A 14116-nucleotide genomic window follows, 5' to 3' on the forward strand; every position below is an offset into this window, starting at 1 on the left:
CGCCGGGCGGCGCCGGGCCCGGCCCGAGAAGCGAGGAAGAATGAGAACCCCCACCTGGCGGTCGCGGTGCCTGAGCGCCGCGATCGCGACCAGCCTGCTGGCCCTCGGCGGCCCCGCGCTCACCGCGCGGGCCGCCGGCGGCCCGAACATCGCCCTGGGCGACGCCGCCTCCGCGAGCACCGCCCAGTCCGGCTACACCGCCGGCAACATCACCGACGGCAACCAGGGCACGTACTGGGAGGCCGCAGGCCCCTCCTTCCCCCAGTGGGTGCAGGCCGACCTCGGTACGGCCGCCCGCGTCGACGAGGTGGTCCTGAAGCTGCCCGCCGGCTGGGAGGCCCGCAACCAGACCCTGTCCGTCCAGGGCAGCACCGACGGCACCTCCTTCAGCACCCTCAAGAGCTCCGCCTCGTACACCTTCAGCCCCGGCTCCGCCAACACGGTCACCGTCGCCTTCCCCGCGACCCAGACCCGGTACGTCCGCGTCCACCTCACCGCCAACACCGGCTGGCCCGCCGCGCAGCTCTCCGAGCTGGAGGTGCACGCCGCCGAGGGCTCCTCCGGGAACCTCGCCGCGGGCCGGACCCTCACCGCGAGCAGCCACTCGGACGTGTACGCCGCCCCGGGCGCCAACGACGGGAACCGGGCCACGTACTGGGAGAGCGCCAACAACGCCTTCCCGCAGTGGCTCCAGGCCGACCTCGGCTCCACCGTCGCCGTCAACCGCGTCGTCCTCAAGCTGCCGGCCGGCTGGGGCGCCCGCAGCCAGACCCTGAAGATCCAGGGCAGCGCCGACGGCACCCGGTTCACCGACCTGACCGCCTCCCAGGCGTACGCGTTCAACGCGGCCGGCGACAACACCGCCACGATCACGACGGACTCCACGACCACCCGGTACGTCCGCGTCCTCGTCACCGCCAACACCGGCTGGCCGGCCGCCCAGATATCCGAGCTGGAGGTCTACGGCCCGGCAGCGGGCGACACCCAGGCGCCGACCGCCCCGACCGGCCTCGCCTACACCGAACCGGCCACCGGCCAGATCAGGCTCACCTGGAACGCCTCGACCGACAACGAGGACGTCACCGGCTACGACATCTACGCCGACAACGTCCTGCTGACCACGGTCGGCGGCGACGTCACCGCCTTCACCGACACCCGCCCGACCGGCCAGACCGTCTCCTACCGGGTCCGCGCCCGCGACGCGGCCGGCAACCAGTCCGGCGACAGCAACACCGTCACCCGCATCGGCGACGGCGGCGACACCCAGGCCCCCACGGCCCCCGGCGGCCTCCAGTTCACCGAACCGGCCGCCGGCCAGGTCAGGCTGACCTGGACCGCAGCCACCGACAACCGCGGCGTCACGGCCTACGAGGTCTACGCGAACAACGTCCTGCGCGCCACCACCGCGGGCGACGCCACCACCTACACCGACACCCAGCCGGCGAGCGCCACCGTGGCGTACCACGTGGTCGCCAAGGACGCCGCGGGCAACTCCTCCGCCGCCTCCCACAGCGTCACCCGCAACGGCAGCGGCGGCAGCGGCTCCAACCTCGCCGTCGGCAAGGCCATCGAGGCCTCCTCGACCACGGGCGAACTCGCCGCCGCCCGCGCCAACGACAACGACGCCGCCACCTACTGGGAGGGCGCCGGCGGCACCTACCCCCAGACCCTCACCGTCAAGCTCGGCGCCAACGCCGACCTCGACAGGCTCGTCCTCAGACTCAACCCCGCCCAGGCCTGGGGGGCCCGCACCCAGACCGTCGAGGTCCTGGGCCGCGAGCAGAACGCCGCCGGCTTCAGCAGCAGGGTCGCGGCGAAGAGCTACTCCTTCGACCCCGCCTCCGGCAACACGGTCACCATCCCGCTCACCGAGCGGCTGGCGGACGTACGGCTGCGCTTCACCGCCAACTCCGGCGGCGGCGCCGGACAGCTCGCCGAGTTCCAGGCCTTCGGCGTGCCCGCCCCCAACCCGGACCTCACCGTCACCGCCCTGACCACGGCCCCCGCCGCCCCCGACGAGGACGACGAGATCACCGTCAGCGCCGTGGTCCGCAACCACGGCACGGCCGCGGCGCCCGCCAGCAAGGTGGCCGTCCGGCTCGGCGGCACCAAGGCCGGCACCGGGCAGACCCCGGCCCTCGCCCCCGGCGAGCAGGCCACCGTCCCCGTCCCCGTCGGCGTGCGCGCGGCGGGCTCGTACGAGCTCAGCGCGGTCGCCGACGAGGCGAACGAGGTCCTGGAGCAGAACGAGACCGACAACACCCACACCCGCTCCACCCCCCTCGTGGTCAAGCCGCTCGCCAGCTCCGACCTGCTCGCCGCCTCGGTGGCGACCACCCCGTCCAGCCCGGCCGCCGGCGACACCGTCACCTTCAAGGTCGCGGTGAAGAACCAGGGCACGGAGGCGACCGCGGCCGGCAGCCGCGCGGTCACCCTGGAGCTCCTCAACGCGCAGGGCGGCGTGGTCAAGACGCTGACCGGTGCCCAGAGCGGAGTCCTGGCCCCCGGCGCGAGCGCTGACGTGTCCCTCGGCCCGTGGACGGCCGCCAACGGCTCGTACACCGTCCGGACGGTCATCGCCGCCGACGCCAACGAACTGCCGGTCAAGCGCGGGAACAACACCCGCACCCAGCCCCTCTTCGTCGGCCGCGGCGCCAACATGCCGTACACGATGTACGAGGCCGAGGACGCCGCCGCGGGCGGCGGCGCCACCGTCGCCGGGCCCAACCGGACCGTCGGCGACACCGCGGGCGAGGCCTCCGGCCGCAGGGCCGTCACCCTGGACGCCACCGGCGAGTACGTCGAGTTCACCACCCGCGCCGCCACCAACACCCTGGTCACCCGCTTCTCCATCCCGGACGCCCCGGGCGGCGGCGGCACGAACTCCACCCTCAACGTCTACGTCGACGGCGTCTTCAAGAAGGCGCTGCCCCTCACCTCGAAGTACGCCTGGCTCTACGGGGCCGAGGCCGGCCCCGGCAACGACCCGGGCTCCGGCGCACCGCGCCACATCTACGACGAGGCCAACCTGATGTTCGGCGAGACGATCCCGGCCGGCAGCCGGATCCGCCTCCAGAAGGACGCCGCGAACACCGCCGCCCACTACGCCATCGACTTCGTCAACCTGGAGCAGACCGCAGCCGCGCCCAACCCGGACCCGGCCGCCTACACCGTCCCCGCCGGATTCACCCACCAGGACGTGCAGAACGCCCTCGACAAGGTCCGCATGGACACCACGGGCAAGCTCACCGGCGTCTACCTGCCGCCGGGCGACTACCAGACCTCCAGCAAGTTCCAGGTCTACGGCAAGGCGGTGAAGGTCGTCGGCGCGGGCCCCTGGTACACCCGCTTCCACGCCCCGGCCTCGCAGGACAACACCGACATCGGCTTCCGCGCCGACGGCACGGCCAACGGCTCGCTCTTCAAGGGCTTCGCCTACTTCGGCAACTACACCACCCGCATCGACGGCCCCGGAAAGGTCTTCGACTTCCAGAACACCGCCGACATGGTCATCGACGACATCTGGAACGAGCACATGGTCTGCCTCTTCTGGGGCGCCAACACCGACCGCACCACCATCAAGAACTCCCGGATCCGCAACATGTTCGCCGACGGCGTCAACATGACCAACGGCTCCACGGACAACCTGGTCGCCAACAACGACGCCCGCGCCACCGGCGACGACAGCTTCGCGCTCTTCTCCGCCATCGACGCCGGCGGGGCGGACATGAAGAACAACGTCTACGAGAACCTGAGCACCACCCTGACCTGGCGGGCCGCGGGCATCGCGGTCTACGGCGGCTACGACAACACCTTCCGCAACATCCACATCGCCGACACCCTGGTCTACTCCGGCATCACCATCTCCTCGCTGGACTTCGGCTACCCCATGAACGGCTTCGGGACCATCCCGACCACCTTCGAGAACATCTCGATCGTCCGGGCCGGCGGCCACTTCTGGGGCAACCAGACCTTCCCCGGCATATGGATCTTCTCCGCCTCGAAGGTCTTCCAGGGCATCCGGGTCAACCGCGTGGACATCGTCGACCCCACGTACAGCGGGATCATGTTCCAGACGAAGTACACCGGCTCCCAGCCCGAGAACCCGGTCAAGGACACCGTCTTCACCGACATCTCCATCACCGGCGCGCGCAGGTCCGGCGACGCGTACGACGCCAAGTCCGGCATGGCCCTGTGGGCCAACGAGCTGCCCGAGCCGGGCCAGGGCCCCGCGGTCGGCGAGGTCACCTTCAACTGCCTGCGCATGCAGGACAACGCCCAGGACGTCCGCAACACGACCAACTTCAAGATCAACATCAACCCCTGCTGAGGGCACCCGCCCCGGCACGACCCGGCGCCCCCCGCAGCCTGCGGGGGGCGCCGGCCCCGTCGGCCCGCGGGATCCGCCCCGGTACGATGAGCCCCTTGCAGACGGGCTGGACAGGAGGTTGACGGCGGTGGGCGAAGAAGCGAACGGCGGTGCCGGGCAGGTGTCCCGCCGCCGGGGCCAGGGCGAGCTGGAGGCCCAGGTGCTGGCCGCCGTGGGGCAGGCGCCCGGTCCGGTCACGGCCGGCTGGGTGCAGGAGCGCATCGGCGGCGGGATCGCTTACACGACCGTGATGACGATCCTGACCCGGCTGCACGCCAAGGGCGCCGTGGCCCGGGAGCGGGCGGGCCGCTCGTTCCAGTGGACGGCCGTCGCCGACGAGTCGGGGCTGGCCGCCCTGCGGATGCGCAGGGTGCTGGACGCGGAGGCGGACCGGCAGGCCGTCCTCGCCAGCTTCGTGACGGCGCTGCCCCCCGGGGACGAGCGGCTCCTGCGGGACCTGCTGGCGCAGGCCTCGGAAAAGGGTGAAGACTGACGGCATGGGGGTCTTCGTCTTCCTGCCGCTCGTGCTGCCGCTGACCGCCTGGCCGGTCGCCCGGCTGGCCGAGCACCGGCTCCACCCGCGGACGGCCACCCGGCTGCTGACGTGGACGGCCGTCCTGCTCGCCGTGTGCAGCACCCTGTCCCTGGCCCTGCTGATGGTCGTCGGCACCGCGCAGCTGCCCGGCAACCCGCTGCCGGACGGCTGGTCGGACCCGGAGGTCCGGGCCGCCGTCCCGTACGACGAAGTCGCCGGACGGGCGGCGATCCCCGCCCTGCTGGCCGTGCTCGTGTGCTGCCTGGCCGCGGGCCGGCGGCACGTCCGGGTGCGCAGGCGCGCCGGGCGCGCGGTGGCGGGCCGGGCCGGGCGGTCGGTGGCGGTGCTCCCCGACCCGCAGCCGTACGCGTACGCGCTGCCCGGCCGGCGGGGCGGCGGACGGGTCGTCGTCAGCACCGGCATGCTGGCCGGGCTCGCCCCGGACGAGCGGCGGGCGCTGTTCGCCCACGAGCGGGCCCATCTGGCGGGCCGTCACCACCGGTTCCTCCTGGCGGTGCAGCTGGCCGCCCGCGCGAACCCGTTCCTGCGCCCGCTGCGGACCGCGGTGGCGTTCACCGCGGAGCGCTGGGCGGACGAGGAGGCGGCGGCCCGGATCGGCAGCCGCCGCACGGTCGCCCTGGCGGTGGGCAAGGCCGCCCTGGTCTCCACGCCCGCTCCCGCCTCCCCGCTCGCCGCGTTCGCCGCCGGCCCGGTCCCGCGCCGGGTGGCGGCCCTGTTGGGCCCGGCCCCGGTCGCCCCGCACTGGCCCTCCGCCTTCACGGCCCTGGGCGCCGCCCTGTGGACCGCGGCCGCCGGGGTGGCGGCTTCGGCCCTCTCCTCGGCCAACTCGGCGGTCACCCTCTTCGCCATCCTCCACGCCGCCCTCGACGCCTGACCGCCGCTGCCCGGCGGGACGGCCCGGGGGCCCCAGGGGTCAGAGGTCGAACTCGTGCGGCGGCAGGTCGAGGGCGAAGCAGGCCTCGCGGACCACGGCCTGCTCCGTCTTGTCGAAGTCGCCGTCGGCGCCGCCGATCACGATGCCGATCTGGATGACGGCACGGGCCTCGGCGGGCTTCCTGCGCGCCTTGGCCACCTCCTGGAGCACGCCGACCCGGCCGAAGTCGAAATCGGCGGCGAGCCGGTCCAGGTTCTCGTCGAAGCGCCGCTGGAGGTCTGCGGCGTCGAAGTTCTGCAGCACCTCGTTGGTGGCGATGAGCTGGGCGACCCGCCGCCGCTCGGCGGGGTCGACGGTGCCGTCGGCCGCGGCGACGAGGGCGCACATCGCCATCGAAGCGTCCCGGAAGGCACCGGACTTGAGGTCGTTCTTCTTGGCGGTCAGCTGGGTCTGCATCGTCGATGCGGACTCCTTGATGCGGTCCCACAGGGCCATGAGCACTCCTTGGCGGTCGGGGGCGGGCGGGGCCGGGTAGGAGCCCGGCCCCGCCCGTCAACTTCTACAACAGTGTAGAAGTTACCAGGCCGCCCGCCCCGGGCGCCCGCCGCCCTCAGGCCTCGTCGTCGCCCTCGTCGCCCTCGAAGAAGTCCCCGACCTCGTCGACGAGTTCGGCGGCGACCATGCCGCCGACGACACCGACGGCCAGGCCCGCGGCCCCTGCGGCGACCACGGTCCCCGTGCCGGGGCCGCAGCGGTGCCCGTCGCCGTGCCCGTAGCCGTCCTTGTATCCGTGTCCCTGCCCGTCGTCGTACCCCTGCCCGTACGGGCCGCCGTGCGCGGAGTACCCGGCGGCCGGGGGGAGCAGGTCCCGGATCCAGGACTCGACCTCGGCGTTCCAGCCGGGGCCGGCGGCCGGGTCGTGGCCTACCGTGCGGCGGGTGAGGGCGTCGTGGCCGCCGGAGAAGGGGCCGCCGCGCCTGTCCGCCTCCACGACCACCTCCACCCCCGCCGGACCGGCGAGGAAGGTGACCTCCACCTCGTCGGCCAGGTGCGCGTACCGGGGCGGCGGGGTCAGCTCGATCTCCTGGTAGAACGGCAGCTGCTGGCCGGTGCCGGCGATCCGCCCGTACTCCAGGTCCACGGACTTGAAGCCGAACCCGAGCTGCCCCAGGGCCTCCAGCACCGCTTCCTGCGCGGGCAGCGGGCGTACGGTCAGGGCGTCGAGGTCGCCCTTGTCCCGGGCGCCCGCCACGCCGAGCTCCGTCCGCACGCCGAGCGCGATGCCCAGCGGCTGCCCGTACAGCTCGGTGACCGGGGTCTCCCACGGCAGGGCGACGGTGAAGGGCACGCTGCGTTGCTCGCCCTCCTGGAGGCGGAACCCGCCGCCGACGGTGTAGCGCTCGAAGACGAGGTTCCCGTCCTGCTCGCCGTGTTCGGTCTCGGCCTCGACGCGGGCGACGAGTTCGAGCGTGATGTGCTCGATGTCGAAGCCCGTATGCCCCCCGGTCAGCCGGACCTCGCCGGACAGGCTGCCGCCGGGGACCGCCCCGACCGGGTCCAGGACCGTGTCCACGGCCGGACCGCCGATCCCCATCGAGCCGAGCAGTCGCTTGAACACCATCGGGGCGTTCTCCTTAAGTCTGTGGGGCAAAGGCAGGAGCCCCGGCGGCGGACCGCCGGGGCGAAGGGTGCGAGCGGGGCGCGGGGGCGCCGCCCGCGGGTGGGTGAGGGGGTGCTACTTCGCGGAGTCCAGCGCGGCGAGCGCCTGGGCCCAGCGGGCGAACTTCAGGTCGGCCAGGTCGGCGACGGTCCTGATCCCGAACGCCTCCCTCAGCAGCTCCCCCTGCCGCTCGCTGACCCCCTTGAGCGCGTCCACGGGCGCCGCCAGCACCTCCGCCACGCTCTTGTCCGCCCACGCCTTGTCCAGCACCTTGTCGAGATCGATCGAAGCCATGAGAACTCCCTCCCTGGAGAACAGCTGCCACCAAGCGGTCCGCCAACAGGCAGGTCCAGAAAGGCCGTTGCGGCCGTTTCCGGACATGCCGACGGCCCGGTGCGCGAAGACCGGCACAAGCAAAATCTACACGCATGTAGAAGAATAGGGGACGTCGAACCACCGCGAGCCGCCCCGCACGAACTGGCCCGACCGACCACCCGCCCGACTGCCCGTCTCCCCGCCACCGGAAGAAATCGGGTGACGCCGCGGCCCGTACTGCCTAGCATCGGCCGCTGCCCCCACCCCTCCTCCCGATCGGCCGCCACGTGAAGTCCCTGGTCCCCGGAGTGCTGCGCGACGAGCCGCAGTTCGCCCGACTCTTCGCAGGACAGTCCCTGTCCGTGCTCGGCGACCGCGTGTCGCTCGTCGCCGTCCCCTTCGCCGTGCTGTCCGTGGGCGGTTCGGCCTCCGACGTCGGACTCGTGGCGGCCGCCGGACTCGGGCCCATGCTGCTGTTCACCCTGGCCGGCGGCGTGTGGGCGGACCGCTTCCCGCGGCACCGCATCATGCTCGCCGCCGACCTGGTCCGCTTCCTCGTCCAGGGGCTCATCGCGGCGCTCCTGCTCACCGGTGCGGCCACCGTCGCCCACCTGGTCGCCCTGATGGCCGTACTCGGCGCGGCGGACGCCTTCTTCCAGCCCGCCTGCACCGGGCTCACCCCGCTGGTCGTCGCGCCCGACCGGCTGCGGGAGGCCAACGCCCTGCGCGGTCTCGTCCAGTCCTCCGGACTCGTCCTCGGCCCCGCCGTGGCCGGCGGCCTGGTCGCCCTCGCGGGCCCCGGCGGCGCGCTCGCCCTCGACTCCCTGACCTTCGCGGTCAGCGCCGCCTTCCTGCTGCGGCTCAAGCCCCGCGCCACACCGGCAGGCGAGGCCGGCGGCGAAGGCCGCGGCGGCTTCCTGCGGGAGCTGCGCGAGGGCTGGCAGCACGTACGCACCCGTACGTGGGTGTGGTCGGGCATGGCCGCCATGTCCGTCTACCACGTCGTCGTCCTGCCGTCGGTGTTCGTGCTCGGCCCGGTGCTCGCCGCGGACGAGTGGGGCGGCGCGGCCGGCTGGGCGGTGGTGGTCGCGGCCTTCGGCACCGGCTCGATCGCCGGAGACGTGTGGGCGTACCGGCTGCGGACCGCCCGCCCGATGGCCGTGGCCGCCGCCGCCCTCGCCATCGCCTCCTGCCAGGCCGCGATCATCGGCTCGGGCGGCTCGCTCCTACTGATCGCGGCCCTCGAAGCGGTCACGGGCGTCGCCGTCTCCCTCTTCTTCGTGCTCTGGGAGACCACCCTCCAGACGCACGTGCCCGAGCACGCCCTGTCCCGCGTCAGCTCGTACGACCACCTGCTGTCCTCGGGCCTGATGCCCCTCGGGCTCGTCCTCGCCGGACCGCTGGCCCAGTCCTTCGGCACGCGCCCCGTCCTGTACGCCATGACGGCCCTCGGGGTCCCGGCCGCCCTCGCCCTGTTGCTCGTCCCGGCCGTCCGCAGACTGCCGGCGACCGCCGCGGCGCCCGTACCCGGTGCGCCCGGCGAGGACATCAACGCCGCAGGCACCGCACCGCAGCGGCCGGACTGCCCGACCGCCGCGTGACGCACGCCCGACGGCCTGGCCGGGGCTGAAGACGGTCGCCGGAGCCGGAGCGGTGTGCGATGCCGGTCGCCGGACGGCGCTGCTGCGCCGGGGGCGCCGGGAGGGTGGCGGGCGGGGGGCGCTACGGTCGTGCTCCGAGGAGGGAGCCCCATGCCCCGTACGTTCAGTGTCAGCGACACCGTCTTTGTCGCGGCCGACCCGTCGACGGTGTACCGGCACGTGTCCGACCCGGCCCTGATGGGCCGCTGGAGCCCGGAGAACCTGGGGGCCACCCCGGTCGACGGGCCCGGCACCGCGACGCGTGCCGGGATGGTCTTCGACGGCCGCAACAAGCGCGGCCCGTTCCGGTGGACGACCCGCTGCACGGTGACGGCCGCCGACCCGGACGAGCTCTTCCGGTTCCGGGTCCACGCCATCGGCGTGCGCCGCCCGTGGCTGCCCGGCCCGATCGCCACCTGGGAGTACCGTTTCGCCGCCGTGCCCGGGGGCACCGAGGTGACGGAGACGTGGACCGACGACCGGCGGGCCTGGCCCGACGCCGTGGCGAACGCCTTCGACAGGGTCGCCACCCGCGGCCACACCTTCGCCGAGTTCCAGCGCAGGAACATCCGCACCACCCTGCGCAACCTGAAGGAGCAGCTGGAGGCCGGCCCCGCCACCCCCTGAGACCGGCGGAGCAGCCGAAAGGGGGCGTCCCCCGGCGCACACGACGCCGGGGGACGCTCCCTTCCCCTTTTCACCTGCTCCGTGCGGGGGAGGGGGCACATCCTGGCTCCCGGCCCCGGCCCCGGCCACGCTTTGCGTGTGCGATCACAGGGCCTTTGGAACCATGGATAATGAGAGGGATCAATTTCCAATCGCATAAAACGGGGCGGGAACACCTTTGATTCGGAACAAGGCGGCGCTGTGGGTGGCCGTGCTCGGGGCGGCCGTGCTGTCCACGGCGGGCTGCGGCACCGGCGGCGGCAGTGCAGCCGGCAGCCGTGCGGACGGTGCGGCGCAGGGGGCTGCGGAGCGGACCGCTCCGGCGCCGGGCGCCACGGTCCCGGCCGGCGGCCGGCAGCAGGACACCCTGGGGCGGGCCGCCGTCGACGATGAGATCGAGGCCGCGGCCGCGGCCGCCGGGCTCAAGGGCCTGTCGCCCGACCCCGACCCCGCCGCCACCTCTCCCACCGAGCGCCGGCTGGGCGCCTGTTCGGTCCTCTGGGCGGGCAGCCCCGACGTGCCGGTCGGCACCGGAACCGGCGCGGCCCCGTACGCCGCCCTGCTGCGGGCCCTGGGGGAGCGCGGCTGGACCGCGGGCGAACGGCAGCAGGAGGGGGCCGTCACCGAGACCCGGCTCACGGACGGTCCCTGGAGCCTCACGGCCAGGCTCACCGAGACCGACCGGGTCGACACCCTCCTGCTGGTCGCCCACCACGAGAGCTGCGCCGCCGACATCGCCGCCCTGGCCGACCGGGGCGGGAGCCGGTGAGCGCCGCCGCCCCCGGGACCGGCTTCGACCTGGAGCAGTGGGCCGCGGACCTGGCGGAGCTCGCGCGGGCCGTCGACCGCGGTTTCGAGGCCGTGTACGGATTCGCGCCGGACGGCCACCGGCTGAGCCGGTCCGGCCCCGGCGAGGCCGCCGGGGTGACCGCCCGGCTGCGGGAGGCCGGGGCGCACCCGTCGGCCGGGGCCTTCTGGTCCCGGTTCTCCGCCGTCGAACTGCCGGACCTGGACAACGGGTTGTGGCTTGGCGACACCGACCTCGTCCCCCGCGACTGCGCGACCCGGCTGACCGGGGCGGTGGAGGACCTGGTGACGGGCCTCGGCTCGGACGGCGGCGGCGCGTACTACGCGCTGAGCACCACGACCGGTTGCGTCTACCACCTGGTCTCGGTGGTGTCCGGGCCGGACGGCTCGCTGGAGGTCCCCGACCGCTGCCACACGGTCGCGGCGCCGGACCTGTGGGCGTTCCTGGAAGACCGCCGGGCCGCGCTGGCCGGGGCCGCCGCCTTCATCGCCGCACGCACCGGCGGCTGACCGTACGCGCCGCAGCCGGCCGGTTCAGGGGCAGAAGACCTCGCGCGCCGCGGCCGCGCCCTCGTTCCAGCCGTCGGTGAAGGCCGCGTTCGCGGATGCCGGGGGCCTGGCCGTGCAGCTCTCGTTGATGTCGTCCCAGCCCGCCGTGATCCCGGCCTTGTAGGTGGTGCCGGGCCCGACGGTGGGTTCCGGGCCGCCGGTGCACGCCGTGGTGGTGCCGCCCTGCGTGACGGCGTAGCGGTCGTCGGCCTTGTTGCCGATGCTGAACGAGCCGCCGTCCGGCACGTTGAAGACCGTGGTGGGCGCGGACGGCGAGGACAGCTGCGCCTCGCCCCGCGTGAACCCCTCGCCCTCGATGACGACCCGCTCCACCTGGTTCGGGTCCGAGACGGTGCAGGTGGCCGCCGGTGCGGCGGCAGGCTGGGCGTACGCCGCCGGCGCCGTGACGAGCGCCGAGGCGCCCAGCAGGATGGCGGCGGCCGCGGCGGTGGTGCGCGCGCGTCGGTGCATGGTGGTTCTCCTCGTCCCTCGCCGGGTACGGCGTTCGACAGAGTCGGCCCGTCCGTGCGTACGGGGCACGGCCTGCGGGCCTGCGGGAGCGCGGCGCCGGGAGGCCCCTTCCGGGCCCGGCCGGCCCGAGCCGTACGCAGCGGCCGGCGGCTTCGGAGCGCGCGGTCCGGCCGCGCGCGGGCGGACCGCACCGGCTCCATCGTCCCCCGCCCGGTGCGGCGTGTCGACCGGGCGGGGGACGGTGGCGGCCGCGGTGGCCTCAGGCCGCCGCGGGCCGGGGCAGCAGCGGCGGGTTGAGGCGGGCGAAGGCCTCCTGGCGCTCGTAGGGGAAGTGCGGGTACGGGGCCGGGCGGTGGCTGACGGCGTCCAGGCAGGCGGTCTGCTCCGGGGTCAGGGACCAGCCCGCCGCGCCGAGGTTCTGGTGCAGCTGCTCCTCGTCCCGGGCCCCGATGATCACGGAGGCGACGGTGGGCCGCCCCAGCAGCCAGTTCAGCGCCACCTGCGGGACGGTCCGCCCCGTCTCGGCCGCGACGTCGTCGAGTACGTCCACCACGTCGTACAGCAGCTCCGGGTCCACCGGCGGACCGTAGTCGGCGGTGGCGTGCAGGCGGCTGCCGGCGGGCAGCGGGCGGCCGCGGCGCACCCTCCCCGTCAGACGGCCCCAGCCCAGCGGGCTCCACACCAGGGCGCCCACCCCCTGGTCCCGCGCCAGCGGCATCAGGTCCCACTCGTAGTCCCGGCCGACCAGGGAGTAGTACACCTGGTGGGCGGTGTAGCGGGGGCGGCCGTCGCGGTCGGCGGCGGCCAGGGACTTCATCAGCTGCCACCCGGCGAAGTTGGAGACGCCCGTGTGCAGCACCTTGCCCGCGCGGACCAGCCCGTCCAGGGCCTCCAGCACCTCCTCCACGGGCACCGCCGCGTCGAAGGCGTGCAGCTGGAACAGGTCGATGCGGTCGGTCCCCAGGCGGGTCAGCGCCTCGTCGACGGCGCGCACCAGCCGGGGCCCGGAGGTGCCGGCCTCCCCGGGGCCCTCGCCGGTGGGCAGCCCCGCCTTGGTGGACAGCAGCAGCCGGTCCCGGCGGCCGCGCACCGCCTCGCCGAGCACGGACTCCGAGGCCCCGGCGGAGTAGACGTCGGCGGTGTCGAAGAGCGTGATGCCCGCGTCGAGCGCGATGTCGACCATCCGGCGGGCCTCCCGCACCCCTGTGTCGCCCCAGGCCCCGAAGAGCGGCCCCGAGCCGCCGAAGGTGCCGGCCCCGAAGCTCAGCGCGGAGACCTGCGGACCGGACGCACCGAGTGTCCTGTACTCCATGACAACCCCCAGTTCTCTAATGGGACTCCAGCCCCTTTAGGATGTCCCCAAGGTAGCAGCCCTGCGCCACTAATGGAACCGGAGACCCGTTATGACGGCCCAGCCGCCCCCCTCGGACCACCCCTCGGAGCAGCCCGCGGACCCCGGCACCGTCCGCCCCGGCGGCCGCACCGCCCGGGTCCGCGCGGCCGTCCTGGAGGCGGCGGGCGACCTCATCGCCGAGGCCGGGCTCACGGGCCTGGACCTGGCCGAGGTGGCCCGCAGGGCCGGGGTCGGCAAGACCACCGTCTACCGGCGCTGGGCCACCACCACGGGCCTGGTCGCGGACCTTCTCGCGCACATGGCCGAGGAGTCCGTACCGCGCACGGACACCGGCAGCCTCGACGGGGACCTCCTCGCCAACGCCGAACTGGTCCGCGCCACCCTCTCCGACCCCCGGCAGGGCGCGCTGTTCAAGGCCGTCATCGCGGCAGCCGCCACCGACCCGCGCACCGCGGACGCCCTGCACCGCTTCTACCGCATCCGGGTCGCCGAATGGGCCCCGTGCGTGACCGCGGCGGTGGAGCGCGGCGAACTGCCCGCCGGCACCGACCCCGCCGAGGTCGTACGGGCCGTCTCCGCCCCCCTCTACTACCGCCTCCTGACCACCCCGGAACCCCTCACCCCGGCCCTGGCCGCCACCGCCGCCCACGCCACCGCAGCGGCAGCCCGCGCAGGCGCCTACACCGCCACCACCGCCCCCACCGCGCCGGTCACCCGGGCCGTCCCGTAGGGCGCACGCCCCACGCCCACGAGGGCGTTCCCATCACCTCTGAGCTGGGAATCTAACAGTCAGTGACGTTGCGGTGGTGTGGGACTCCTGATTTACTGACCAAGCTCCGGACGCCGCGCGCAGCG

Annotated in this window: 13 protein-coding genes; 8 read left to right on the forward strand and 5 right to left on the reverse strand. The window is 74.3% G+C overall.

Going from position 1 to position 14116, the window contains the following annotated elements:
* Positions 1-40 precede the first annotated feature (40 nt).
* The 3 genes from ACZ7JZ_RS19005 (at position 41) to ACZ7JZ_RS19015 (ending at position 5799) form a co-directional block, all read left to right on the forward strand.
* Positions 41-4330, forward strand: a complete 4290-nt coding sequence (locus ACZ7JZ_RS19005) for a discoidin domain-containing protein (protein WP_470940494.1) — start codon at positions 41-43, stop codon at positions 4328-4330.
* 127 nt (positions 4331-4457) lie between these two features.
* Entirely contained in the window at positions 4458-4862 is a 405-nt protein-coding gene (locus ACZ7JZ_RS19010; protein WP_470940497.1) for a BlaI/MecI/CopY family transcriptional regulator, read from the forward strand.
* A 4-nt stretch (positions 4863-4866) separates the two neighbouring features.
* Entirely contained in the window at positions 4867-5799 is a 933-nt protein-coding gene (locus ACZ7JZ_RS19015; RefSeq protein WP_470940500.1) for a M56 family metallopeptidase, read from the forward strand.
* A 39-nt stretch (positions 5800-5838) separates the two neighbouring features.
* Here ACZ7JZ_RS19015 and ACZ7JZ_RS19020 read toward each other — a convergent pair whose 3' ends face one another.
* The 3 genes from ACZ7JZ_RS19020 to ACZ7JZ_RS19030 form a co-directional block, all read right to left on the reverse strand.
* Complete coding sequence (locus tag ACZ7JZ_RS19020) at positions 5839-6294, reverse strand: tellurite resistance TerB family protein (RefSeq protein WP_470940503.1); 456 nt, start codon at positions 6292-6294, stop codon at positions 5839-5841.
* 115 nt (positions 6295-6409) lie between these two features.
* On the reverse strand, positions 6410-7420 hold the full coding sequence (locus ACZ7JZ_RS19025) for a sporulation protein (protein ID WP_470940505.1): 1011 nt from the start codon (positions 7418-7420) through the stop codon (positions 6410-6412).
* 114 nt (positions 7421-7534) lie between these two features.
* Positions 7535-7753: a hypothetical protein gene (locus ACZ7JZ_RS19030; RefSeq protein ID WP_470940508.1), complete on the reverse strand. Its 219-nt coding sequence runs from the start codon at positions 7751-7753 to the stop codon at positions 7535-7537.
* Between the two features lie 308 nt (positions 7754-8061).
* Here ACZ7JZ_RS19030 and ACZ7JZ_RS19035 point away from each other — a divergent pair, with 308 nt between their 5' ends.
* From ACZ7JZ_RS19035 to ACZ7JZ_RS19050, 4 genes are all read left to right on the forward strand, one after another.
* Entirely contained in the window at positions 8062-9375 is a 1314-nt protein-coding gene (locus tag ACZ7JZ_RS19035; RefSeq protein ID WP_470940511.1) for an MFS transporter, read from the forward strand.
* Between the two features lie 150 nt (positions 9376-9525).
* Positions 9526-10041, forward strand: a complete 516-nt coding sequence (locus ACZ7JZ_RS19040) for an SRPBCC family protein (RefSeq protein ID WP_470940514.1) — start codon at positions 9526-9528, stop codon at positions 10039-10041.
* Between the two features lie 217 nt (positions 10042-10258).
* Positions 10259-10849, forward strand: a complete 591-nt coding sequence (locus ACZ7JZ_RS19045; protein WP_470940517.1) for a hypothetical protein — start codon at positions 10259-10261, stop codon at positions 10847-10849.
* Positions 10846-11397 (forward strand): hypothetical protein, encoded by a 552-nt coding sequence (locus tag ACZ7JZ_RS19050; protein ID WP_470940520.1) that lies wholly within the window; start codon positions 10846-10848, stop codon positions 11395-11397. Before ACZ7JZ_RS19045 ends, ACZ7JZ_RS19050 begins: the two co-directional genes overlap by 4 nt.
* A 24-nt stretch (positions 11398-11421) precedes the next feature.
* Here ACZ7JZ_RS19050 and ACZ7JZ_RS19055 read toward each other — a convergent pair whose 3' ends face one another.
* Together ACZ7JZ_RS19055 and ACZ7JZ_RS19060 are read right to left on the reverse strand one after the other, a co-directional pair.
* Positions 11422-11907 carry a hypothetical protein gene (locus ACZ7JZ_RS19055; protein ID WP_470940522.1) on the reverse strand — a complete coding sequence of 162 codons (486 nt, stop codon included), beginning with the start codon at positions 11905-11907 and terminating at the stop codon, positions 11422-11424.
* A 259-nt stretch (positions 11908-12166) separates the two neighbouring features.
* On the reverse strand, positions 12167-13219 hold the full coding sequence (locus ACZ7JZ_RS19060) for an aldo/keto reductase (protein WP_470940525.1): 1053 nt from the start codon (positions 13217-13219) through the stop codon (positions 12167-12169).
* 91 nt (positions 13220-13310) lie between these two features.
* On the opposite strand from ACZ7JZ_RS19060, the gene ACZ7JZ_RS19065 reads away from it, so the two are divergent.
* Positions 13311-13991 (forward strand): TetR/AcrR family transcriptional regulator, encoded by a 681-nt coding sequence (locus ACZ7JZ_RS19065; protein ID WP_470940528.1) that lies wholly within the window; start codon positions 13311-13313, stop codon positions 13989-13991.
* Positions 13992-14116: the final 125 nt, after the last annotated feature.

This window comes from Streptomyces sp. NPDC038213, assembly GCF_055600495.1.